Origin of the sequence: Streptomyces capitiformicae (assembly GCF_002214185.1) — a bacterium.
Taxonomy (GTDB): Bacteria; Actinomycetota; Actinomycetes; order Streptomycetales; family Streptomycetaceae; genus Streptomyces; species Streptomyces capitiformicae.
This window is the reverse complement of sequence record NZ_CP022161.1, coordinates 8,668,531-8,691,452: the sequence shown is the minus strand read 5'-3', so window position 1 is coordinate 8,691,452 and position 22,922 is coordinate 8,668,531. Positions and strand designations below refer to the sequence as shown.

Here is a 22,922-nt window from a genome sequence, read left to right as displayed (position 1 = left end):
CGGTCCTCGTACGGTGTCGCGGGGCGCCCTGCGTTTTGTACGGTCCTGTCAGATCATGCCGGACCGTCGTCACCGTCGCCTGCCCCGCCCGCCACTTCGGCAAGCCTGCGGTGCTCGGCGGCCTTGCGCTCGTACATCTCGGCCATGCGGAGGTGGTACGCCGGGTCGTCCTGTTCGTAGATGTCGGGGATGCCGTCGAGGTCGTCGTCGCGCTCCTCGGCGGCCCACAGCGCCTGGTACTTGGCGTTGCGCAGCTTGAGCAGGACGGTCGCCAGGACCGCCGCGATGAGCGAACCGATGAGGACGGCGGCCTTGACGCCGTCGGTGAGCGCCGGGTCGCCCTCGAAGGCCAGTTCGCCGATGAGCAGCGACACGGTGAAGCCGATCCCGGCGAGCGAGGCGACCGCGAAGACGTCCGGCCACACCAGGTCCTCGGAGAGCGAGGCCCGGGTGAAGCGGGCGGTCAGCCAGGTCCCGCCGAAGATCCCGACCGCCTTGCCGACGACCAGCCCGAGCACCACGCCGAGCGTCTCCGGCTGCGTGAACACCTTGCCCAGCGAGCTGCCCGACACCACGACACCCGCGCTGAACAGGGCGAACAGCGGCACCGCGAGTCCGGCCGACAGCGGTCGTACGAGGTGTTCGATGTGCTCGCCGGGGGAGTGCGCCTCCCCTTCGTGCCGGGTGCAGCGCAGCATCAGGCCCATCGCGACACCGGCGATGGTGGCGTGGACGCCGCTGTTGTACATCAGCCCCCAGACGACCAGCGCGAGCGGCACATACACGTACCACCCGCGGACGCCCTTCCTGAGCAGCAGCCAGAACACGGTGAGGCCGACGAGCGCGCCGCCGAGCGCGGCGAAGTCGAGGTCGGAGGTGAAGAAGACGGCGATGATCAGGATCGCGAACAGGTCGTCGACGACGGCGAGGGTGAGCAGGAACGCGCGGAGCGCCGACGGCAGCGAGCTCCCGATGACGGCCAGTACGGCGAGCGCGAACGCGATGTCGGTCGCTGTGGGCACCGCCCAGCCGACCAGGGAACCGCCGCCGGTGACGTTGGTGAGGATGTAGACGAGCGCCGGTACGGCCATGCCGCACAGGGCGGCCACGACGGGCAGCGCGGCCGCCCTGGGGTCCTTGAGATCACCGGCGACCAGCTCGCGCTTGAGCTCGATGCCGGCGACGAAGAAGAAGATCGCGAGGAGTCCGTCGGCGGCCCAGTGCGCGACGGACAGATGGAGGCCGAGGGCCTCGGGCCCGAAGTGGAAGTGACTGAGGCTCTCGTAGCTGTCGTGCAACGCGGGGACGTTCGCCCAGATCAGCGCGGTGATGGCGGCCGCGAGCAGAAGCACCCCGCCTACGGTCTCGGTGCGCAGCGCGTCCGCCACGAAGGTCCGCTCGGGAAGCGAAAGCCGTCCTAGGACCTTGCGGGTGGGGGTGGTGGGGGGCGCGGGCACGGCGGGGACCTCCGGTCGGTGGGCAGGACGGAACACATGCCGACCAGACTTCCCGGCGCACCTTTTTTACTTAGCTTACCTAAAGTGCGTGGGAGGCTTTTGTGACACCACATTATGGGCGAAGGGCACCCGGCGCACTGGTCGCTGGGTGCCCTTCAGGTACGCGACTACGCTCAGTCCTCGCTGGGCGCCGCGGGCAGCTTGGCCTGGATCAGGTCCATCACCGCGGAGTCGGTCAGCGTGGTGACGTCACCGAGCTGGCGGTTCTCCGCCACGTCACGCAGCAGGCGCCGCATGATCTTCCCGGAGCGGGTCTTGGGCAGCTCCGCCACCGGCAGAATCCGCTTGGGCTTGGCGATGGGGCCGAGGGTGGCGCCCACATGGTTGCGCAGCTCGCCGACCAGGTCCTCGGTCTCGGCCGCCGTACCGCGCAGGATCACGAAGGCCACGATCGCCTGGCCGGTGGTCTCGTCGGCGGCACCGACGACGGCCGCCTCGGCGACCGACGGGTGCGAGACGAGCGCCGACTCCACCTCGGTGGTCGAGATGTTGTGGCCCGAGACGAGCATCACGTCGTCGACGCGCCCGAGGAGCCAGATGTCGCCGTCGTCGTCCTTCTTCGCCCCGTCACCGGCGAAGTACTTGCCCTCGAACCGTGACCAGTACGTGTCCAGGAACCGCTGGTCGTCGCCCCAGATCGTGCGCAGCATCGACGGCCACGGCTCGGTGAGGACCAGGTAACCGCCACCGCCGTTGGGGACTTCCCGGGCCTCGTCGTCCACGACCGTGGCCGAGATGCCCGGCAGCGGCGTCTGCGCGGAACCCGGCTTGGTCTCCGTCACGCCCGGCAGCGGCGAGATCATCATCGCGCCGGTCTCGGTCTGCCACCAGGTGTCCACGATCGGCGTCGCGTCGGCCCCGATGTGCTTGCGGTACCAGATCCAGGCCTCGGGGTTGATGGGTTCGCCGACCGAGCCCAGGATGCGCAGGCTGCCGAGGTCGAACTTCGCGGGGATGTCGTCGCCCCACTTCATGAACGTACGGATCGCCGTGGGCGCCGTGTACAGGATCGTCACCCCGTACTTCTGCACGATCTCCCAGAAGCGCCCCTGGTGCGGGGTGTCCGGCGTGCCCTCGTACATGACCTGCGTCGCGCCGTTGGCCAGCGGTCCGTACACGATGTAGGAGTGGCCGGTGACCCAGCCCACGTCGGCCGTGCACCAGTACACGTCCGTCTCGGGCTTGAGGTCGAAGACGGCGTGGTGGGTGTACGACGCCTGGGTGAGGTAGCCGCCGGAGGTGTGCAGGATGCCCTTCGGCTTACCCGTGGTGCCCGACGTGTAGAGGATGAACAGGGGGTGCTCGGCCCCGAACGCCTCCGGAGTGTGCTCGGTGGACTGCCGGTCGACGATGTCGTGCCACCACACGTCACGGCCCTCGGTGAACGCGACCTCCTGGCCGGTACGCCGTACGACGAGCACATGCTCGACGTTGTCCACCTTGCCGATCGCCTCGTCGACGGCCGGCTTGAGCGCGGAGGGCTTCCCGCGCCGGTAACCACCGTCGGAGGTGATGACCACCTTGGCGTCGGCGTCCTGGATCCGCGTCGCGAGCGCGTCGGCGGAGAAGCCGCCGAAGACGACGGAGTGCGCGGCGCCGATACGGGCGCACGCGAGCATCGCCACGGCCGTCTCCGGGATCATCGGCATGTAGACGGCGACCCGGTCGCCGGCCTGAACCCCCAGCTCCAGCAGGGCGTTGGCGGCCTTGCTCACCTCGTCCTTGAGCTCGGCGTAGGTGATGGCCCGGCTGTCCCCGGGCTCGCCCTCGAAGTGGATGGCGACCCGGTCACCATTGCCCGCCTCGACATGCCGGTCGACGCAGTTGTACGCGACGTTGAGCTCGCCGTCCTTGAACCACTTGGCGAACGGCGGGTTCGACCAGTCCAGCGTCTCGGTCGGCTCCTTGGCCCAGGTCAGCCGCCGGGCCTGCTCCGCCCAGAAACCGAGCCTGTCAGCCTTGGCCTGCTCGTACGCCGCTGCCGTGACGTTGGCGTTCGCGGCCAGGTCAGCGGGCGGCGCGAAGCGTCGCTCCTCCTTCAAGAGGTTGGCCAGGCTTTCGTTGCTCACGACATCTCCCTTTCCCAGGGTGTCCGTTGTGTCCCAGGCCACAGCTCATCAGACGCGGACCCTCGATGACAAGGGCCTTCGTGGGAATGGTTTAGACCTGTGGAACGGGTGGCCCCGCACGTCGGGGGGCCACCCGTTGTCACGGACCGGGCAGGGAATCGGTTCACGCACGCGTGTCGTTCGGTTCACGCGCGCGTGTCGTGCAGAAGCGTCCCGGTGGGGCCGGCTGTCCCGGCCGTACCGGCGACCCGGTCGAAGACCCCGCTCTCGGGTGCCTCTTCCGTCAGCAGATACGCCTGGGCCTCGCCCACGTGGAAGTACATCCCGTGCAGTTCGAGCGCGCCCTCGCGCAGGGCGCGGGCCACGGACTCGTGCGCGCGCAGATGCTCCAACTGCTGGATGACGTTGGTCAGACAGAGCTGTTCGACCATGTCGGCCGGTTCGCGGCCCGAGAGCCGGGCCCATGGTCTGTTGTTGTCGGTCGCGCGCTCGAGGCTGGGCAGCCCGTGGCGCAGCCACCGCTTGAGGGGGGTCCGGGCGCCGCCGGGGTCGGTGGTGAGCAGCGCCTGCATCGCGCCGCAGCCGGAGTGCCCGCAGACTGTGATGGACCGCACCTTCAGCACGTCCACCGCGTACTCGATGGCCGCCGCCACCGAGTCGTCACCGCTCTCCTCGCCGGGCAGCGGCACCAGGTTGCCGACATTGCGGACGACGAAGAGGTCGCCGGGGCCGCTGGAGGTGATCATCGAGGTGACGAGCCGGGAGTCGGCGCAGGTCAAGAAGAGCTGCGAGGGCTGCTGTCCCTCACGCGCCAGCCGGGCCAGCTCGCTGCGGACCAGGGGGGCGGTGTTGCTCTGGAACGCGCTGATGCCACGCGCCAGTTGATGACCGCTCGGGCCCTCGCCCGTCTCCTCCGGCGCGCTGCCGGTGGCCGCGGGTGCCGGGGCCTCGCACTGGTGGTTGCGCCACGGCGTCCATGGCCGACAGCGGCAACCGGCCGCCGAGACCCTGGCGGGTTCGGCGATACGGGTACCGGCCCGGCCGGTGATCTCCACGGAGCCGCCGAACGTACGGTGCGCGTGCCGCCAGTCCTGCAGCGACTCGTACGCCGCATGGTCCATGAACGACCCGTCCAGCTCCACCACGGCATCGGCCCCTTGGGGGACCTGGTGCAGGGCACGGCTGAGGCGCGGCACGGCGAGGAACGTCAACTGCCCTCGTACGTGGACGTGGTGGACTCCTTCCTTCTCCTCGTGGGTGATACGGGTGCGGGTGAGGCGGTGCAGGGCGACGCCGACGGCCACGGCGATGCCGAGTGCGACGCCTTCCAGTACGCCGAGGAAGACGACGCCGAGCGTGGTGACGGCGTAGACGAGCACCTCACGGTGGCGGGTGACCGTGCGGATGTGGTGCAGGGACACCATCTGGACCCCGACGGCCATCACCAGGGCGGCGAGTGAGGCGAGGGGGATCAGCTCCAGGACGGGGATCAGGAGCAGTGCGGCCGCTACTACCCAAACGCCGTGCAGCATCGTGGAGTTCCGGCTGGTGGCACCGGAGGCCACATTGGCCGCGCTGCGTACGGCGACGCCGGTGATCGGCAGGCCGCCGAGGGCGCCGGAGACCACGTTGGCGGTGCCCTGGCCGCGCAGTTCCCGGTCTAGGTCGGCGCGCGGAACGCGCGGTTCGCCGCGGGCGGTGACGAGCTTGTCGACGGCCACGGCGGAGAGCAGGGACTCGACGCTGCCGACCAGGGTGATGGTGAGGACGGCCGCCGTGAGGCCCAGGACGGGGCCCTCGGGCAGCTGCGGAAGGGCGTGGCTGGACCAGGAGGGCAGGTCCACCCGGGCCAGGCGCAGTCCGGCGAGTGAGGCCACCGCGGTGGCGGCGGCCACGGCGACCAGGGCCGCGGGGAGTCCACGTACGGCCCGGCCGACGCGACCCGGGATGCGGGGCCAGGCCAGCAGGACGGCGAGGGTGAGCGCGCTCAGCGACAGCGCGCCGGGGTGCAGGTCGGCCAACTGGGAGGGCAGGGCCCCGACGTTGGCGACGACCGAGCTCTGCGGGGTGCCGCCGAGCACGATGTGGAGCTGGGCGACGGCGATGGTGACGCCGATGCCGGCGAGCATGCCGTGCACGATCGCGGGGCTGACGGCGAGCGCGGAGCGGGCCACGCGCAGGTAGGCCAGGCCCAGTTGGGTGAGGCCGGCGAGGACGGTGATAGCGCAGGTGGTGCGCCAGCCGTACTGGTGGATGAGATCGGCGGTGACGACGGTGAGACCGGCCGCCGGGCCGCTGACCTGGAGCGGCGAGCCGCCCAGACGCCCGGCGACGAGACCGCCGACGGCGGCGGCGACGAGGCCGGCCTGGAGCGGGGCGTCGGTGGCGAGGGCGATGCCCAGCGACAGGGGCAGGGCGATCAGGAAGACCGCGATCGAGGCGGACAGGTCGGCCCCCGCGATGCGGAACCGCCGGCGCGGTTCCTTCGGGGGGCTGTGGGGTTGGTGGTCACGCTCCGCTCGATTCGGTTCCGAGTCGGTGGCGTGGGTGGGGACGCAGGCGGTCATGGTCTCCCGTCTCCTCCGGGGCTGCGCGGTCGCATCGATTCGCGGCCGTGGGTCACGGCATACATCGGCGGGAATTCTCAACACTCAGTAAATGAACCGTAATGCAGAGTAAAGGGAATGCAAGGACATTCATGGCAATCAGGTGATGAGATCGCTCAAGAGGGTGAATGAAGCCATTCATCGGCTTGTCGTATTAATTTGACCGAGACTCTGTGTGATCTTGGCCGCTCTGCCCCTGAGCAAAGGAAGAGGGTGGGCGGAAGATGGCTGTTACCCAGAGGATCGCCGTCGGTGTCACGCTCGCCGCGACCTGCGCCGTGGCGCTCGCCGGCTGCGGGTTCGGAGAGAAGAGGGAGGCCGGCCGGCAGGGGGTGCCCGGTGCGACGAAGGGCGCCCCGGCCCCGCCCAAGGCCACGGTCCGGCTGATCGGGGACGGCTCCACCGCGTACACCGGAGTGCAGCCACACCTGCGGCGACCGGAACGGATGAAGCCCGGTCAGCGGCCACCGCAGTTCGTGATCTTCTCCTGGGACGGCGCGGGCGAGGACGGTCAGCGGCTCTTCTCCCACTTCCGCGAGGTGGCCCGGGCCAACGGCGCGACGATGACGTACTTCCTCAGCGGCGTATACCTGTTGCCGGACGAGAAGCGGGACCTGTACCGCCCCCCGCAGCACTCACCGGGGCGCTCGGACATCGGCTTCAACGACCTCCGGGGAATCAAGGACACCGTCGGACAGCTGCGCGGCGCGTGGCTGGAGGGCAACGAGATCGGCACGCACTTCAACGGCCACTTCTGCGGCAAGGGTGGCGGGGTCGGCGAGTGGTCGGTGGAGGAGTGGAAGAGCGAGATCGCCCAGGCCAAGGCGTTCGTGCGGGCCTGGAAGACCAACACCGGCACAAAGGAGGCCGAACCACTTCCCTTCGACTACGACAAGGAGCTGATCGGCGGCCGCACACCGTGCCTCGAAGGCCGGAAGAACTTCATGCGGGCCGCCCGCGAACTGGACTTCCGCTACGACACCAGCGGCGTCAACAACCAGGTCTGGCCCGACAAGGAGGACGGCCTGTGGGACCTTTCCATGCAGCTCGTCCCCGTCCCCGGCCACGCCTACGAGACGCTGACCATGGACTACAACTTCTACATGAACCAGTCCGGGGCCCGTACGGGCAAACCGGCGAAGCGGGAGCGCTGGGGCGACCAGTTCCGTGACGGACTGCTCGCGGGCTTCGAGCGCGCCTACCAGGGCAACCGCGCGCCCCTGATCATCGGCAACCACTTCGAGTCCTGGAACGGCGGCGTCTATATGCGCGCCGTCGAGGAGACCATCGAGGCGGTCTGCGGCAAGCCCGAGGTGCGCTGCGTCTCCTTCCGGCAACTCGCCGACTGGCTCGACGCCCAGGACCCGAAGGTCCTGGGCAGGCTGCGCACCCTCGACGTCGGTGAGTCCCCCAAGCAGGGCTGGAAGACCTTCCTGTCGACCGATCCGGCTCCGGCCCCGAGGGGGGTCCCCGGCGCTCCGGCGGCCAGGCCGAAGGGGCCGAAGGGGTAGAGCGGCAGGATCAGACCGTGGCCACGAGGCCCTCGTCCAGGACGAACTCGGGGTCGATCTGCGCGGCCAGGTCGGCTCCGGTCCGCTCGTTGCCCCAGCAGCTCGCGTTCTTCAGGTGGAAGTACACCATCTGGCGGGTGTACCGCTCCCAGTCGCGCAGTTCGTACGTGGCGTCCGCGGCCTCGTGAAGGGCGCGCAGGGCACGGCGGTTGGGCTCCTCCAGGTGCTCGAAGCGCGGCGGGCGGCCCTTCTCCAGGGCGCGCACCCAGTCCGAGTGGCCGACGGTGACCAGCAGGTCGTCCCCGACCTCGGCACGCAGGAATTCCAGGTCGTCCTGCCCGTGCACCTTGTTGCCCACGACCTTCAGGGCCACGCCGTAGTCACTCGCGTACTCCTTGTACTGCCGGTAGACGGAGATGCCCCTGCGGGTCGGCTCGGCGACGAGGAACGTCATGTCGAAGCGGGTGAACATGCCGGACGCGAAGGAGTCCGAACCGGCCGTCATGTCGACCACCACGTACTCGTCGCGGCCGTCCACCAGGTGGTTCAGGAACAGCTCCACCGCTCCCGTCTTGGAGTGGTAGCAGGCGACTCCCAGGTCGGCGTCGGTGAAGGGGCCGGTGACCATCAAACGGATGGCCCCGCCGTCGAGTTCCACCGGGCGCGCGCAGGCGTCGTAGACCGGATTGGGGTCGCAGATCCGCAGCAGGCGGGAGCCCTCGCCGGGCGGCGTCGTCTTGATCATCGTCTCGGCGGAGGCGATCCGCGGGTTCGAGCCGCGCAGATGGTTCTTGATCAGCGACAGCCGGTCACCCATCGCGGGCAGCTCGGCGGCCTCCGACTCGTCGAGGCCGAGGGCGGCGCCCAGGTGCTGGTTGATATCGGCGTCGACGGCGACGACCGGAGCTCCGGAAGCGGCGAGATGGCGGATGAACAGGGAGGACAGCGTGGTCTTGCCACTCCCGCCCTTCCCGGCGAAAGCAATTTTCATGTTCACCAAGGGTAGTGGGATGATCGCCAAGGGTGTCCATATGGCGGTGGAAGACCACTCCTTCGAGGGGTTGGTCGCCAGTGCGCGTTAGGGTCGTACTCATGAGTACGACAGGTGCGACCGCCGATCCGCTCGCGGCCCTGGGTGAGCTTCCCGGTGTGGCGGAGTCCGTGGAGTCCGTGCGCAAGTCCGTGGACCGGGTCTATGGCCACCGCGTGATGCGGCGGCGCAGCAACGCGGTCACCTCCGAGGCGGCCCTGCGCGGCGCGCGCGGCTCCGCGGCGCTGTCCGCCGCCGACTGGGCCCTCGAAGAGGTGCGCCGTCGTACGGACTTCAGCGGCCAGGACGACGACGAGGCGCGCACCATGGGCGCCGCCCTGCGGCTGACCGCCGAGGCGGGCCAGTTGCTGTCCATCTGGCGGCAGTCGCCCCTTCGGGTACTGGCCCGGCTGCACCTGGTGGCGGCAGGTGAGGACCACGCGCGCGTGGGGCGGCCCCGGCAGGAAGGTGAGCCGGTCGACGAGCCGCTGGTCGAGTTGCCGCTGCCGACTGCCGTCGAGGTCTCCGGGCGGCTGGACGGCCTCGCCGAACTGATCATCAAGGGCAGTTCGGCCCCCGCCTTGGTGACCGCGGCCGTCGTCCATGGCGAACTGCTCGCGCTGCGGCCCTTCGGCTTCCACAACGGCCTCGTCGCGCGCGCGGCCGAGCGGATCGTGCTGATCGGTAGTGGTCTCGACCCCAAGTCCGTCTGTCCCGCGGAGGTCGGTCACGCGGAACTCGGCCGGGCCGCCTACCTCGCCGCCCTGGACGGCTATGCCTCCGGCACTCCGGAGGGTATGGCCGCCTGGATCGCCCACTGCGGCAGGGCGATCGAGTTGGGCGCGCGCGAATCGACGGCCGTGTGCGAGGCGCTGCAGCGGGGAGCCGCGTAACACGTCTCGGAAGGTTCCGGAAAGTCTCGGAAGGTTCCGGAAAAGGGTTGCGGCGGTACGAGAATTCGTACCGCCGCTGGCATGTCCACCTGGTTACCAAGCGTCCTCGATATGTGCCCATCAGGTCGGGAACTTTGCCCGTCACCTGGTGCGGCTGGCCCGTAATCGACGGGTCGACGTCGCGTGGGTGCCTGGTGTTCATGCTGGGTCCGTGGGGCCAAAATGAGTATTTAAAGGTGATCCTTTCGGATGTCCTTTGGTCTCGCGGGCCTTGAGTCCTTTCTACTCCAGGACCGGAGCAACCGGAAGGCCTCGATGCGCTTCTTTACTTTTGCCTTCAAAGAGGGGGAATCGGTCCTGCGTGTGGTGTCCGCAGGTCAGGCGGTTGCCACACGGCGCCGGCTCGCGTACCAGACGAGCCCCGCGGTGGCGGCGGCGGCTCCTATGGCGGCGGCCGCGAGCAGCGCGGGGCGCGGCGGTACGGCCAGCCGCTGCTTCAGACGCACCGGCCGATGGAAGTCCAGAATCGGCCACCCGCGCGCGAGGGCCTCCTTGCGGAGCGTCCGGTCCGGGTTCACCGCGTGCGGGTGCCCCACGACCTCCAGCATCGGCAGATCGGTCGCCGAGTCGCTGTACGCGTAGCAGTGTGCCAGGTCGTACTCCTCGGACTCGGCCAGCTCTCGGATCGCCTCGGCCTTGGTCGGGCCGTAGGCGTAGTACTCCACCTCGCCGGTGAAGCAGCCGTCGTCGCCGACGACCATGCGGGTCGCCACCACACGGTCCGCCCCGAGGAGTTCACCGATCGGCTCGACCACCTCGGCACCGGAGGTGGAGACGATCACGACGTCCCGCCCCGCGATGTGATGCTCCTCGATGAGGGAGGCGGCCTCGTCGTAGATGATCGGGTCGATCAGGTCGTGAAGGGTCTCGGCGACGATGTCCTTCACTTGTTGGACGTTCCAGCCCCGGCACAGCGCGGACAGATACTTCCGCATCCGCTCCATCTGGTCGTGGTCGGCGCCGCCCGCGAGGAACACGAACTGGGTGTATGCCGTACGCAGGGCGGCCCTGCGGTTGATCAGGCCGCCTTGGTAGAACGACTTGCTGAACGTGAGCGTGCTCGACTTCGCGATGACCGTCTTGTCCAGGTCGAAGAAGGCCGCTGTGCGAGGCAAGGAGTGGTTTTCCACGACGCTGAGCATAGGCGCCCGCCATTCGGGCTAGTGTGGGGCGCGTGGGTTTGCCTGGGAAGCCTCTCGGGTACACCATGGAAGTCACGGATCGTTCGCGACCGTGCTAACCCGGCCCGACTCCTCCCCCCCCCCCCGAGTCGGCCGTGGAGACGACCCCCACTCTCCCCCCCGGTGGGGGTCGTCGCATGTCCGGGTGTGTTTTCCCCTCCTCTCTCCCGCCCGCGAGGCCGTTCCGTGCCCTCGTGGGCATTTCTCTGCTCCTCCATAGGATTCGTTACTGTCCGTAGCTGTTGGGCTGCGCTGTGGAAGTCGCACACAGGTCGCCTGTTCGGGTGACGGTGATATTCACAACCCTCGAGTTGTCCACAGTTATCGACCAAGATCCACACGATTTCCGGGATCGCTGCACCGTGATTCCAGCGCGTCCCGACGGCGGCGAGTTCATGGCCGGTTCGGTTTCTCGGACGCGTTCGGCCGGTTCCGTCGGCCGCCTCTATGGCGGCCGATCGCCGGTTCTTCACACAGGACTTGAACACGGGCGCCCGACAGCCGGGCGTCCTTGAACGGGCGAACGGGCGGGAATCGCGGATGCGCCGAGGGGGCGCCGTGTATCCCGCGCGGAACGCAGCGAAGGGGGCTGGAGATCGTGGCGGGAGCCATCACCGACGACCGGACGTCCGCTGCCGAGGGGCGGCAGGGCAGGCCGTTGATCGTCACCGAGGACATGGAACTGCTGGACGACCTGCTGCGCCTGTGCGCGGCCGCCGGCGCCAGAGCGGAGGTCCACCACGGGATGCCGGAGGGGCGGGGCAGATGGGAGGCGGCGCCGCTCGTGCTCGTCGGCGACGATGCGACGCGCCGACTGCGCGGGGCCGTGCGCAGACGCGGAGTGGTGCTCGTCGGCAAGGACCAGGACGACTCCGGGGTCTGGCAGCGGGCCGTGGAGATCGGCGCGGACCACGTCCTGATGCTGCCGGACGGCGAACAGTGGCTCGTCGACCGTATCGCCGACGTGGCCGAAGGGGTGGGCAGGCCCGCGCTCACCGTCGGCGTGATCGGCGGCCGCGGCGGCGCCGGGGCGTCCACGCTGGCCTGCGCGCTCGCCGTCACCTCCGCGCGACAGGGCAGGCGCACGCTGCTGGTCGACGCCGATCCGCTGGGCGGCGGCCTGGACGTCCTCCTGGGCGGCGAGAGCGCCGAAGGGCTGCGCTGGCCGGCATTCGCCGCCTCACGCGGCCGGGTCGGCGGCGGCGCCCTGGAGGAGTCACTGCCCGAACTGCACTCCCTGCGTGTCCTCAGCTGGGACCGCAGTGACACCGTCACCATCCCGCCCCAGGCCGTACGAGCGGTCCTCGCCGCCGGCCGACGGCGCGGCGGAGCGGTCGTCGTCGACCTGCCGCGCCGCATCGACGACGGCGTCGCCGAGGCCCTCGCCCAACTCGACCTCGGCCTGCTCGTGGTCCCCGCCGAACTGCGCGCCGTCGCGGCCGCCTCCCGGGTCGCCTCCGCCTTCGGCATGGTCCTGCGCGACCTCCGCGTGGCCGTCCGGGGGCCGTACGCCCCGGGCCTGGACGATCACGAGGTGGCCCGCCTGCTCGGGCTGCCACTCGCGGGTGAGGTGCCGGTCGAGCCCGGGCTGCCGGACGGCGGCAGACCACCGGGAGGCATCCCACGCGGCCCGCTCGGGCGGTTCTGCGAAGGCTTCTGGGAGCGCGTGCCGGCCGGGGGTGAGGGCGGATGAGCGCGGTGTCGGACGTGTGGCTTGTCCACGGGAAGGAGCGGGGCGGTGAACGGAATGCCTGACGAGGGGTTGTTGGACGGTGTCCGGCAGTGGCTCGTCGAGAGCGGTGCCGAGCCGACGCCCGCGCGGGTGGCGCAGGCGTTGCGGGAACGGGGGCGGGTGCTCGGGGACGCCGAGGTGCTCGGTGCGGCCGAGCGGCTGCGATCGGAGCTGGTGGGGAGCGGGCCGCTGGAGCCGCTGCTCGCCGACCCCTCGGTCACCGATGTGCTGGTGTCGGCTCCGGACCGGGTGTGGGTGGACCGGGGCGGCGGCCTGGAGCTGACCGGGGTCTCCTTCCCGGACACGGCGGCCGTACGGCGGCTCGCGCAACGCCTGGCCGCTGTCGCCGGACGCCGGCTCGACGACGCCCGGCCGTGGGTCGACGCACGACTCCCGGACGGCACCCGGCTGCACGCGGTGCTGCCACCGGTGGCGGTGGGCTCGACCTGCCTTTCCCTACGGGTCGTACGACCACGGGCGTTCACACTCGACGAGCTGGCGGCGGCGGGCACGGTGCCGCCGGGCGGCGACCAAGTGCTGCGGGCGTTGATCCGAGCCCGGCTGTCGTACGTCATCAGCGGCGGGACCGGGACCGGCAAGACCACGCTCCTGAGCGCGCTGCTCGGTCTGGTCGACCCGGGCGAGCGGATCGTGCTCGCCGAGGACTCCGCGGAGCTGCGGCCCGACCATCCGCATGTGGTGCGGCTGGAGGGCAGGCCCGCCAACCAGGAGGGCGTGGGGCTCGTCGAGCTCCAGGATCTGGTGCGGCAGGCGCTGCGGATGCGCCCGGACCGGTTGGTGGTCGGTGAGGTGCGAGGGCCCGAGGTCGTATCCCTGCTGGCCGCTTTGAACACCGGGCACGAGGGCGGGTGCGGGACGTTGCACGCCAACGCGGCGGGGCAGGTACCGGCCCGCCTGGAGGCCCTCGGTACGGCCGCCGGGCTCGACCGGGTCGCGCTGCACAGCCAGTTGGCGGCCGCGCTGTCGGTGGTCCTGCATCTCGTACGGGACCGGGACGGGCGGCGGCGGATCGACGAGGTACACGTGCTGGAACGGGACGAGTCGGGGTTGGTGGTGACCGTGCCCGCGCTGCGCTGGGGCGCGGAGGCGTTCGTGTACGAGCGGGGGTGGGAGCGGCTGCGGGGGCTGCTTCAGGGCGACCTGCGGGACGGGGCCCGGCAAGGGAGTGGGGCGTTGTGACGGGGGTCGGGGAGATGTCGGTCGGGTTGGCTGTGGCGTGTGCCGGGGCGGCGGGCTGGATGTGGGGCGCCGGGTGGGGGAGCGGGGCTCGGCGGGCTCGGTTGCTGCTGGCGGGCGGCGGGGCGGTGGGGCCGCCGCGTTGGGAGTGGGCGGTCGACCGGGTGCGACGGCTGGGAGCCGAGTGGTGGGCGCCGGTGGTCGGGTCGGTGATCGCGGTGCTGGGGGCCTCGGTGCTGCCGGTGCTCGCGGGCGCGGCCGGGGTGCCGTTGCTGAGGCGGGTGCGGCGGGCGGCTCAGGAGCGCCGGGAACGGGAGCGGCGGGGCGATGCCGTGGTCGCGTTGTGCGCGGCGCTCGCCGGGGAGGTGCGGGCCGGGCGGCAGCCGGGTGAGGCGTTGACCCGGGCCGCGCGGGACTCGGGCGGGCTCGGCGAGGCGCAGGCGGTGGTGCTGGCGGCGGCGAGATTCGGCGGGGATGTGCCGGGGGCGCTCGCGGACGCGGCACGGCAGCCGGGCGCCGACGGGCTGCTGGGGCTCGCCGCGTGCTGGCGGGTGGCCGTGGACCGGGGCGCGGGCCTCGCCGCGGGGCTCGACCGCCTGGAGGGCGCCCTGCGCGCCGAGCGGGACCAACGGGCCGACCTGCGTTCTCAGTTGGCGGGCGCCCGGTCGACGGCGGTGATGCTCGCCGGGCTTCCGGTGCTGGGGCTGCTGCTGGGCACCGCGCTCGGTGCCGACCCACTGCACGTGGTGCTGCACAGCACCGCCGGGCTGGGCTGTCTGCTGGTCGGCGCGGCACTGGAGGGCGCTGGCCTGTGGTGGGCGCTGCGGATCGTACGGGGAGCGGAGGCGGCGTGAGCGGGGAAGTTGTCCACAGGCTGGGGGGTGTCGTGTGCGTGGTCCTGGGACTGTGGTGGCTCGCCCGGTCGCTCGGCATCGCACGACGCGAACGACGGCTGCGCGCCCGCCTGCGTACGGTGCTCGTCCTGGCCGCCGAGCCACCCCGGCGGAACCTCGTGCCACGGGATGCCGTGCGGCGGTGGTTGCCGGTCGCCGGGGCGGTGTGCGCCGGCTGGGTGCTGGTCGGTGGCTTCTGGGGGCTGTTGCTGGGACTGGCCGCCGGCGGCGGGGTGTGGTGGTGGCTCCGGCGGACGTGGAGCAAGGGCAGCGACCCGGCGGGCGCGTACGACGCGGCGGCTGCCGCCCGCCAACTGCCTCTCGCCGCCGATCTCCTGGCGGCCTGCATCACGGCCGGGGCGAGCCCCGTGGTGGCCGCACAGGCTGTCGGAGAAGCCCTGGGCGGGCCCGTGGGCGAGCGCTTGGCCAAGGGTGCGGCCGAGGCCCGGCTCGGGGGTGAACCGGCCGAGGCGTGGCGGGCGTTGGGCGCGCTGTCCGGCGCCGGGGCACTGGCACGGCTTCTGGAACGCGCCGACCGGTCCGGCGTACCGGCGGCCGCTCCGGTCGCCCGTCTCGCCGCCGAGGCCCGCGCCGAATGGGGGCGCGCGGCGACGGAACGGGCCCGCCGAGCCGCCGTGATGGTCACCGCACCGGTGGGGTTGTGCTTCCTGCCCGCGTTCATCGCGGTCGGGGTGCTGCCGGTGGTGATCGGGCTGGCGGACAGCCTGTTGGGAGGGGGTGGGGGTTGACGGGACGGGCTTGAACGAGCGGTGAGCGGAAACGACCGGCCACGAACGAGGTCGGCCTCAGTAGTCGAAGGTCGGCCTCGGTGGTCAGACGAGCAATGACCAGCCATCGGCAGTCAACGGAACAGAGCCTCACGGGGGTTGAGATGTACAAGGCAGTGCGAGAAGCGGTACGGGTTCGGGTGGTGCGGGCCCTGATGTGCCGGGTGCGGGCGGCGCGGAGGGACGCCGGAATGGTGACTTCCGAGTACGCCGTCGGAATCATCGCGGCGGTGGCCTTCGCCGCGGTGCTCTACAAGGTGGTGACCAGCGGGCAGGTCCAGGAGGAGCTGCAGCAGATCGTCGGGCGGGCACTCAGTGGCGGGGCGTAGGCCGCGACGGCGCGGCAGGGCCCTGGGCGGTGATCACGGCTTCGTGACGGCCGAGGCGGCCATGGCCCTGCCCGTGCTGGTCCTCTTCGCGATGGCGCTGGTGTGGGCCCTGCTCGCCGCCTGCGCCCAGATCCAGTGCGTGGACGCGGCGCGGGCCGGTGCCCGGGCCGCCGCCCGGCAGGACCCGCCGGGCGCGGTCGCGGCGGCGGCCCGTCAGGTGGCACCGGACGGGGCGGAGGTCAGCGTGGGCCGCAAGGGCGACTTCGTGCACGTGCTGGTCTCGGCCCGGTCGCCGGGCCTGGACGGCCTCGGCCTCGACCTCGGTCATGAGGCCGTGGCGTTGGCGGAGGAGACGGTGGGGGTGGAGAGCGGATGAGGACGACGAGGTTTTCGTGGCCTGCCCGGCTGGCCAAGGCCACCCGGTCGGACAGAGGCTCCGCCACCGTCTGGGTCCTCGGCGCGATCGCCGTGCTGTGCGTCGTGTTCGGCGCCGTCCTGGGGATGGGCCAGTCCGTCGTGATCCGCCACCGGGCGGCCGGCGCGGCCGACCTTGCGGCCCTCGCCGCGGCCGACCACTGGATGAAGGGCGGCGAGGCCGCCTGCGCGACGGCGGAACGGGTGGCGAGGGCCCAGGGCAGTCGACTGGTGGGCTGCGAGGTCGAGGGAGAGATCTCGGACGTGACGGCGGCGTCGGGCACCGGACTGCTCACCGCCGAGGTGAGGGCGAGGGCGGGCCCACCGGGGCCGGCCGGCGCACCGCCGGGTCAGGGAACCCGGGGCCGCTCCAAGGCGCCCCCGCCCTACCGCGAAGCCGGGGGTGCCCCCTTCAGCAACTCGGCCAGCAACCGCACGGCCCCCCGCTTGTGCAACGGCTCGTTCCCGTTGCCGCACTTGGGGGACTGCACACAGGACGGGCACCCGGCGTCGCACTCGCAGGAGGCGATGGCCTGGCGGGTGGCGGTGAGCCACTCGCGGGCCGTGTGGAAGGCACGTTCCGCGAAGCCCGCGCCGCCGGGGTGGCCGTCGTAGACGAAGACCGTCGGGAGCAGTGTGTCGGGGTGGAGTGGGACGGAGACCCCGCCGATGTCCCAGCGGTCGCACGTCGCGAACAGCGGCAGCATGCCGATGGACGCGTGCTCGGCGGCGTGCAGGGCGCCGCCGAGGATCTCCGGGGCGATCCGGGCCGCGTCCAGCTGGTCCTCGGTGACCGTCCACCACACGGCACGGGTGCGCAGCGTACTAGGAGGGAGGTCGAGTTTGGTCTCGCCCAGCACTTCACCGGTGATGACACGTCGACGGAGGAAGGAGACGACCTGGTTGGTGACTTCGACGGAGCCGTAGCACAACCGGCCGTCCCCCCAGGGGATTTCGGTGTCCGTCTCCAGGACGGAGATGGCGGTCGTGTCCCGGGCGACCGTCGAATACGGCGGGTCGGCCTGTTCGACGAGGGCCACGGAGTCCTCCAGGTCCAGTTTGCGCACCAGGTACGTACGGCCCTGGTGCAGATGGACCGCGCCCTCGTGGACGGAGGCATGGGCGGCGCCCGCGTCGACGGTGCCGAGGAGCCGGCCCGTGCCGGTCTCCACGACCTGGACGGGGCGGCCGCCCTGGCCCCGGATGTCCGTCAGGTCGGCTGCCCGTTCGCGGCGTGTCCAGTGCCAGGCCTTGGCGCGGCGGCGGAGCAGTTTCGCGGCTTCCAGCTGCGGCAGCAACTCCTCGCACGCCGGGCCGAACAGCCCGAGGTCCTCCTCGGTCAGAGGCAGTTCCGCGGCGGCCGCGCACAGGTGGGGAGCGAGGACGTAGGGGTTGTCGGGGTCGAGGACGGTCGACTCCACCGGCTGATCGAACAGGGCTTCCGGATGGTGGACCAGGAACGTGTCCAGCGGGTCGTCGCGGGCGACGAGGACGGCCAGGGCGCCCTGGCCCGAGCGTCCGGCGCGGCCCGCCTGCTGCCACAGGGAGGCGCGGGTGCCCGGGTAGCCGGCGATGAGGACGGCGTCCAGGCCGGACACGTCGACGCCGAGTTCCAGGGCGGTCGTCGCGGCGAGGCCGAGAAGCTCGCCGGAGTGCAGGGCGCGTTCGAGGGCGCGGCGTTCCTCGGGGAGGTAGCCGCCCCGGTAGGCGGCCACACGGCGGGCCAGGGAGCGGTCGCCCGCGGCGTCAGCCGCTGATGTCACTGCTGCCAGGCGTTCCTGGGCGATCACCGAGATCAGTTCGGCGCCGCGCCGGGAGCGTACGAAGGCGACCGAGCGGATGCCCTGGACGACCAGGTCGGTCAGCAGGTCGGCTGTTTCCGCGGTCGCCGTACGCCGGACCGGCGCGCCCTTCTCCCCGTGCAGCTCGGTGAGCGGGGGCTCCCAGAGGGCGAACACCAGTTCGCCTCGGGGTGAGGCGTCGTCGGCGACCTCGGTGACCCGGACGCCGGTGAGGCGGCCGGCGGCCACGGAGGGCTCGGCGGCGGTCGCGGAGGCCAGCAGGAAGACGGGATCAGCGCCGTACCGGGCGCACAGGCGGCGCAGGCGGCGCAGGACCTGGGCGACGTGGGAGCCGAAGACGCCGCGGTAGGTGTGGCACTCGTCGATGACGACGTACTTGAGGGCGCGCAGGAAGGAGGACCAGCGGGGATGGGAGGGCAGGATGCCCCGGTGCAGCATGTCGGGGTTGGTGAGGACGTAGTTGGCGTACTGGCGGATCCACTCGCGCTCCTCGACGGGCGTGTCGCCGTCGTACACAGCCGGGCGTACCGCATTGCCGAGAGATTGTGAAAATTCCTTCACGGCTCGGCACTGATCCGCCGCGAGCGCCTTGGTGGGGGCGAGGTAGAGCGCGGTCGCCCCGCGGCCGTTCGGGGCCTCGGTGCCGTCCAGCAACCCCGACAGCACCGGTACGAGATAGGCCAGCGACTTGCCGGAGGCGGTGCCGGTGGCGACGACGACCGAGTCGCCGTCCAGGGCGTGCTCGGCGACGAGTGCCTGGTGGGCCCAGGGGTGTTCGATTCCCGCGGCCTGGACGGCGGCGACGACCTCCGAGCGGATCCGGTCGGGCCAGACGGCATGGCGGCCCGCACGCGGGGGCACATGCTCCGTATGAGTGATGCGCGAAGCCCGGCTCGGCCCCGAGGCGAGCCGGTCCAGGACCGTGCCCGGCGAGGGGCTGGTAGGGGTGTCCGTCGAGGATCGATCGGATCGGTGATTCTTGGCCATCAGCACCGAGTGTGTCACCGGCGTGACGGACAATGGACCCAAGGCGTCGTGCACGCCTGCCGGTAAGTGATTGAATGCCATCGCGGCTGGCGAACCGTCCCGGGGGCTTCAAGCCGAGGTGTCCTGAGGGGCGAACGCTCGATAGCAAGGTGCTGGAGGATCCGTGGACCTGTCCCTGTCGACCCGTACCGTCGGCGATCGTACGGTCGTCGAGGTCGGTGGCGAAATCGACGTTTATACCGCGCCCAAGCTGCGTGAGCAGCTGGTCGAGCTGGTCAACGACGGGAGTTTCCACCTCGTCGTCGACATGGAGGGCGTCGACTTCCTCGACTCCACCGGGCTCGGCGTTTTGGTGGGCGGACTGAAGCGAGTACGGGCCCACGAGGGCTCGCTGCGCCTGGTGTGCAACCAGGAGCGGATTTTGAAGATCTTCCGCATCACCGGTCTGACCAAGGTGTTCCCGATTCACACCTCGGTCGATGAAGCGGTGGCGGCCACCGACTGACCCCGCCCGCCCGGGCCCGTGCCCGGAACGGCTGAGACAAATGAGGGGGGACCGGGCCCGAGTGGCCCGGTCCTCCAACAGCACGCCCAGTTCCGAGGGGGATGCATGGCCACCGTTGAACTCCGCTTCAGCGCGCTGCCCGAGCACGTCAGGACCGCCCGACTGGTGGCGGCAGCGGTGGCGCGCAGGGCCGGAGTGGACGAGGCCGTCCTCGACGAGGTCAGGCTGGCCGTCGGTGAGGCCTGCACTCGCGCCGTCGGACTGCACCAGAACAGCGGTGTCTCGGCACCGGTGCGGGTGTCGCTGATCGAAGAGGAGAAACAGTTCTCCATCGAGGTCGGCGACGAGGCGCCGCATGCCGTCCCCGGCGACAAGGAGTCGGGTGCCGGTGGCGACGCGGACGTGGACAGCGAGGAGGACGACATGGGCCTCGCCGTCATCAGCGGTCTCGTCGACGACGTGGAGGTCTCCACCGGGGAGAACGGCGGGCTGATCCGTATGAGCTGGCCGACGACGCCACCCACCGCGGTGCTGCCGTAGCTCCTCACCACATCAAGTAGTACCGCGAGGGCCCTGCTGAGCAGGGCCCTTTGCTTTTGTTGCGATCATTATTGCGATCAACGTTCATCGGAACTCCGGAATTCGTGAAGGAATTCACGATCAATCGCGCGATTATTTGATCAAGTGTCAATGCCTTTGAGGTGTTACCTCTTTCGAGTAACGTGGCTGTGCGCGGATCGTTTGCTGAAGGGCATGTGAAGGCTAATTCCGTTTGCCGTGCACTGTTTTGATCAGGTTCCGCTCCCTAGAATCCGTCCACATCTTGAGCTCAGCCCAAGCGTCAAGGAGGACGAATGGCGGGGCTTTCTACCCCTCAACGGTTTGACCACCCCACGAACTTCGCAGCCGCAGTGCTGACCGACGACAACCGGATCATCGTCATGGTGATCGGAGTCGTGGCGCTGGCCGCACTCGTCGTGGCCGGGGTCCTGGTACGCCAGGTGCTCGCGGCAGGCGAGGGCACCGACAGCATGAAGAAGATCGCGGCGGCCGTACAGGAAGGCGCGAACGCCTATCTGGCACGGCAGTTGCGCACGCTCGGCGTATTCGCCGTCGTCGTGTTCTTCCTGCTCATGCTGCTGCCCGCGGACGACTGGAATCAGCGCGCCGGACGATCGGTGTTCTTCTTGATCGGCGCGGCGTTCTCGGCGGCCACCGGTTATATCGGTATGTGGCTCGCCGTGCGCAGCAATGTGCGCGTGGCCGCGGCCGCCCGGGAAGCGACACCGGCGGAAGGCGAGCCGGAAAAAGATCTCACCACCGTCTCGCACACAGCAATGAAGATCGCTTTTCGGACGGGCGGCGTCGTCGGCATGTTCACGGTGGGGCTCGGTCTGCTGGGCGCCTCCTGCGTGGTGCTTGTGTACGCGGCCGACGCACCGAAGGTGCTCGAGGGCTTCGGCCTCGGGGCCGCGCTCATCGCCATGTTCATGCGTGTCGGTGGCGGCATCTTCACCAAGGCCGCCGACGTCGGCGCCGACCTGGTCGGCAAGGTCGAGCAGGGCATTCCGGAGGACGATCCGCGCAATGCCGCGACCATCGCCGACAATGTGGGCGACAACGTCGGCGACTGCGCGGGCATGGCGGCCGACCTCTTCGAGTCGTACGCCGTGACGCTGGTCGCCGCGCTGATCCTCGGCAAGGCGGCCTTCGGCGACTCCGGTCTCGCGTTCCCGCTGATCGTGCCCGCGATCGGCGTGCTCACCGCGATGATCGGCATCTTCGCGGTCGCGCCACGCCGCAGCGACCGCAGCGGGATGAGCGCCATCAACCGCGGGTTCTTCATCTCCGCGGTGATCTCGCTGGTGCTCGTCGCCATCGCCGTCTACGCCTATCTGCCGTCGTCGTACGCCGACCTAGAAGGGGTCACGGACACGGCGATCGCTGGGCACGGCGGCGACCCGCGCGTCCTCGCGGTCGTCGCGGTGGCGATCGGCATCGTGCTGGCCGCGCTGATCCAGCAGCTGACCGGCTACTTCACCGAGACCACCCGGCGCCCCGTGCGCGACATCGGCAAGACCTCGCTCACCGGCCCGGCCACCGTCGTCCTCGCCGGCATCTCCGTCGGCCTGGAGTCGGCCGTCTACACCGCCCTGCTGATCGGTCTCGGCGTCTACGGGGCGTTCCTGCTGGGCGGTACGTCGATCATGCTCGCCCTGTTCGCGGTGGCGCTGGCCGGCACCGGCCTGCTCACCACGGTCGGTGTGATCGTCGCCATGGACACCTTCGGACCCGTCTCCGACAACGCGCAGGGCATCGCCGAGATGTCCGGCGACGTCGAGGGCGCGGGCGCGCAGGTGCTCACCGACCTGGACGCCGTCGGCAACACCACCAAGGCCATCACCAAGGGCATCGCCATCGCCACCGCCGTCCTCGCGGCGGCGGCGCTCTTCGGCTCGTACCGCGACGCGATCCTCACGGCCGCGAACGACGTGGGCGAGAAGGTCTCCGGAGCGGGCGCGCCGATGAACCTGATGATGGACATCTCACAGCCCAACAACCTCGTCGGGCTCATCGCGGGTGCCGCGGTCGTCTTCCTCTTCTCGGGGCTGGCGATCAACGCGGTCTCGCGGTCCGCCGGTTCCGTGGTCTACGAGGTGCGGCGGCAGTTCCGTGAGCGGCCCGGGATCATGGACTACACCGAGCAGCCGGAGTACGGCAGGGTCGTCGACATCTGTACGAAGGACGCCCTGCGGGAGCTGGCCACACCGGGTCTGCTCGCCGTCATGGCGCCCATCGCGATCGGGTTCACGCTCGGGGTCGGCGCGCTGGGCGCGTATCTCGCGGGGGCGATCGGCACCGGCACCCTGATGGCGGTGTTCCTCGCCAACTCCGGCGGTGCCTGGGACAACGCCAAGAAGCTCGTCGAGGACGGTCATCACGGCGGCAAGGGCAGCGAGGCCCATGCCGCGACCGTCATCGGTGACACGGTGGGCGACCCGTTCAAGGACACCGCGGGCCCCGCCATCAACCCGCTGCTGAAGGTGATGAACCTCGTCGCGCTGCTCATCGCGCCCGCGGTCGTCCAGTTCAGCTACGGCGAGGACAAGAGCGTCGGGCTGCGCGTCGCCATCGCCGTGGTCGCGATCGCCGTGATCGTGGGCGCGGTGTACGTGTCCAAGCGGCGCGGAATCGCCGTGGGTGACGAAGGCAACTCCGAGCAGATGACCAAGTCGGCGGACCCAGCGGTGGTTTCGTAGACGGTCTTACGAACGGTCCTGCGAGGCCCCAGCTCAAAGGGCGGGCGGATGGTGCGTGTTGACGCGTCGGCCGCCCGCCCCGCTGTGTGCGGCGACGGCTCGGTGAGCCTTCTCTCGCTTGGTGCAAAGGGGTACAAAAGATACTTAG

Annotated in this window: 17 protein-coding genes and 1 pseudogene; 12 read left to right on the top strand and 6 right to left on the bottom strand. The window is 70.6% G+C overall.

Annotated elements, in window-relative coordinates:
* Positions 1-53: 53 nt before the first annotated feature.
* From nhaA to CES90_RS39110, 3 genes are all read right to left on the bottom strand, one after another.
* Complete coding sequence (gene nhaA, locus CES90_RS39120; RefSeq protein WP_189787063.1) at positions 54-1,457, bottom strand: Na+/H+ antiporter NhaA; 1,404 nt, start codon at positions 1,455-1,457, stop codon at positions 54-56.
* Between the two features lie 173 nt (positions 1,458-1,630).
* A complete protein-coding gene (gene acs / locus CES90_RS39115) occupies positions 1,631-3,628 on the bottom strand; it encodes an acetate--CoA ligase (protein WP_189787062.1) in 1,998 nt (665 codons plus the stop codon).
* Positions 3,629-3,771: 143 nt separating this feature from the next.
* Positions 3,772-6,153: a SulP family inorganic anion transporter gene (locus CES90_RS39110; protein WP_189787061.1), complete on the bottom strand. Its 2,382-nt coding sequence runs from the start codon at positions 6,151-6,153 to the stop codon at positions 3,772-3,774.
* Positions 6,154-6,416: 263 nt separating this feature from the next.
* Here CES90_RS39110 and CES90_RS39105 point away from each other — a divergent pair, with 263 nt between their 5' ends.
* On the top strand, positions 6,417-7,703 hold the full coding sequence (locus tag CES90_RS39105; RefSeq protein WP_189787060.1) for a polysaccharide deacetylase family protein: 1,287 nt from the start codon (positions 6,417-6,419) through the stop codon (positions 7,701-7,703).
* 10 nt (positions 7,704-7,713) lie between these two features.
* Here CES90_RS39105 and CES90_RS39100 read toward each other — a convergent pair whose 3' ends face one another.
* Positions 7,714-8,694, bottom strand: coding sequence for an ATP-binding protein (locus tag CES90_RS39100; protein WP_189787059.1), 981 nt, complete (start codon positions 8,692-8,694; stop codon positions 7,714-7,716).
* A 101-nt stretch (positions 8,695-8,795) separates the two neighbouring features.
* On the opposite strand from CES90_RS39100, the gene CES90_RS39095 reads away from it, so the two are divergent.
* Complete coding sequence (locus CES90_RS39095) at positions 8,796-9,626, top strand: Fic family protein (RefSeq protein ID WP_189787058.1); 831 nt, start codon at positions 8,796-8,798, stop codon at positions 9,624-9,626.
* 377 nt (positions 9,627-10,003) lie between these two features.
* Here the strand turns inward: CES90_RS39095 and CES90_RS39090 are convergent, their stop codons facing one another.
* Positions 10,004-10,828, bottom strand: coding sequence for an HAD family hydrolase (locus tag CES90_RS39090; RefSeq protein ID WP_189787057.1), 825 nt, complete (start codon positions 10,826-10,828; stop codon positions 10,004-10,006).
* Positions 10,829-11,465: 637 nt separating this feature from the next.
* Here CES90_RS39090 and ssd point away from each other — a divergent pair.
* The 7 genes and pseudogenes from ssd to CES90_RS39055 all read left to right on the top strand — a co-directional run.
* Positions 11,466-12,560, top strand: coding sequence for a septum site-determining protein Ssd (gene ssd / locus CES90_RS39085; RefSeq protein WP_189787056.1), 1,095 nt, complete (start codon positions 11,466-11,468; stop codon positions 12,558-12,560).
* A gap of 45 nt (positions 12,561-12,605) precedes the next feature.
* Positions 12,606-13,799 (top strand): TadA family conjugal transfer-associated ATPase, encoded by a 1,194-nt coding sequence (locus tag CES90_RS39080; protein ID WP_189787055.1) that lies wholly within the window; start codon positions 12,606-12,608, stop codon positions 13,797-13,799.
* Positions 13,800-13,813: 14 nt separating this feature from the next.
* The gene (locus tag CES90_RS39075) at positions 13,814-14,650 is read left to right on the top strand and encodes a type II secretion system F family protein (RefSeq protein WP_189787081.1); all 837 of its coding nucleotides are present in this window, start codon (positions 13,814-13,816) and stop codon (positions 14,648-14,650) included.
* Positions 14,647-15,438, top strand: coding sequence for a type II secretion system F family protein (locus CES90_RS39070; RefSeq protein WP_189787054.1), 792 nt, complete (start codon positions 14,647-14,649; stop codon positions 15,436-15,438). Before CES90_RS39075 ends, CES90_RS39070 begins: the two co-directional genes overlap by 4 nt.
* Positions 15,439-15,581: 143 nt before the next feature.
* Complete coding sequence (locus CES90_RS39065) at positions 15,582-15,806, top strand: DUF4244 domain-containing protein (protein ID WP_189787053.1); 225 nt, start codon at positions 15,582-15,584, stop codon at positions 15,804-15,806.
* Positions 15,793-16,182, top strand: coding sequence for a TadE family type IV pilus minor pilin (locus CES90_RS39060; RefSeq protein ID WP_229914310.1), 390 nt, complete (start codon positions 15,793-15,795; stop codon positions 16,180-16,182). The genes CES90_RS39065 and CES90_RS39060 overlap by 14 nt, the downstream gene beginning before the upstream one ends.
* Positions 16,179-16,484: pseudogene (locus tag CES90_RS39055) on the top strand (Rv3654c family TadE-like protein); the annotation flags it as partial. The gene CES90_RS39060 and the pseudogene CES90_RS39055, both read left to right, overlap by 4 nt.
* 122 nt (positions 16,485-16,606) lie before the next feature.
* On the opposite strand, the gene CES90_RS39050 reads toward CES90_RS39055, so the two are convergent.
* Positions 16,607-19,090 (bottom strand): DEAD/DEAH box helicase, encoded by a 2,484-nt coding sequence (locus tag CES90_RS39050; RefSeq protein ID WP_189787052.1) that lies wholly within the window; start codon positions 19,088-19,090, stop codon positions 16,607-16,609.
* 82 nt (positions 19,091-19,172) lie between these two features.
* Here CES90_RS39050 and bldG point away from each other — a divergent pair, with 82 nt between their 5' ends.
* From bldG to CES90_RS39035, 3 genes are all read left to right on the top strand, one after another.
* Entirely contained in the window at positions 19,173-19,514 is a 342-nt protein-coding gene (gene bldG / locus CES90_RS39045; protein WP_005475923.1) for an anti-sigma factor antagonist BldG, read from the top strand.
* Between the two features lie 105 nt (positions 19,515-19,619).
* Entirely contained in the window at positions 19,620-20,054 is a 435-nt protein-coding gene (locus CES90_RS39040; protein ID WP_189787051.1) for an ATP-binding protein, read from the top strand.
* A 314-nt stretch (positions 20,055-20,368) separates the two neighbouring features.
* Positions 20,369-22,774: a sodium-translocating pyrophosphatase gene (locus CES90_RS39035; protein ID WP_189787050.1), complete on the top strand. Its 2,406-nt coding sequence runs from the start codon at positions 20,369-20,371 to the stop codon at positions 22,772-22,774.
* Positions 22,775-22,922 lie beyond the last annotated feature (148 nt).

Coding starts and splice junctions, on each gene's coding strand:
- CES90_RS39110 (WP_189787061.1), bottom strand. CDS start 6,153: ATGACCGCCTGCGTCCCCACCCACGCCACCGACTCGGAACCGAATCGA.
- CES90_RS39105 (WP_189787060.1), top strand. CDS start 6,417: ATGGCTGTTACCCAGAGGATCGCCGTCGGTGTCACGCTCGCCGCGACC.
- CES90_RS39100 (WP_189787059.1), bottom strand. CDS start 8,694: ATGAAAATTGCTTTCGCCGGGAAGGGCGGGAGTGGCAAGACCACGCTG.
- CES90_RS39095 (WP_189787058.1), top strand. CDS start 8,796: ATGAGTACGACAGGTGCGACCGCCGATCCGCTCGCGGCCCTGGGTGAG.
- CES90_RS39090 (WP_189787057.1), bottom strand. CDS start 10,828: ATGCTCAGCGTCGTGGAAAACCACTCCTTGCCTCGCACAGCGGCCTTC.
- CES90_RS39075 (WP_189787081.1), top strand. CDS start 13,814: ATGTCGGTCGGGTTGGCTGTGGCGTGTGCCGGGGCGGCGGGCTGGATG.
- CES90_RS39065 (WP_189787053.1), top strand. CDS start 15,582: ATGTACAAGGCAGTGCGAGAAGCGGTACGGGTTCGGGTGGTGCGGGCC.
- CES90_RS39050 (WP_189787052.1), bottom strand. CDS start 19,090: ATGGCATTCAATCACTTACCGGCAGGCGTGCACGACGCCTTGGGTCCA.
- CES90_RS39040 (WP_189787051.1), top strand. CDS start 19,620: ATGGCCACCGTTGAACTCCGCTTCAGCGCGCTGCCCGAGCACGTCAGG.
- CES90_RS39035 (WP_189787050.1), top strand. CDS start 20,369: ATGGCGGGGCTTTCTACCCCTCAACGGTTTGACCACCCCACGAACTTC.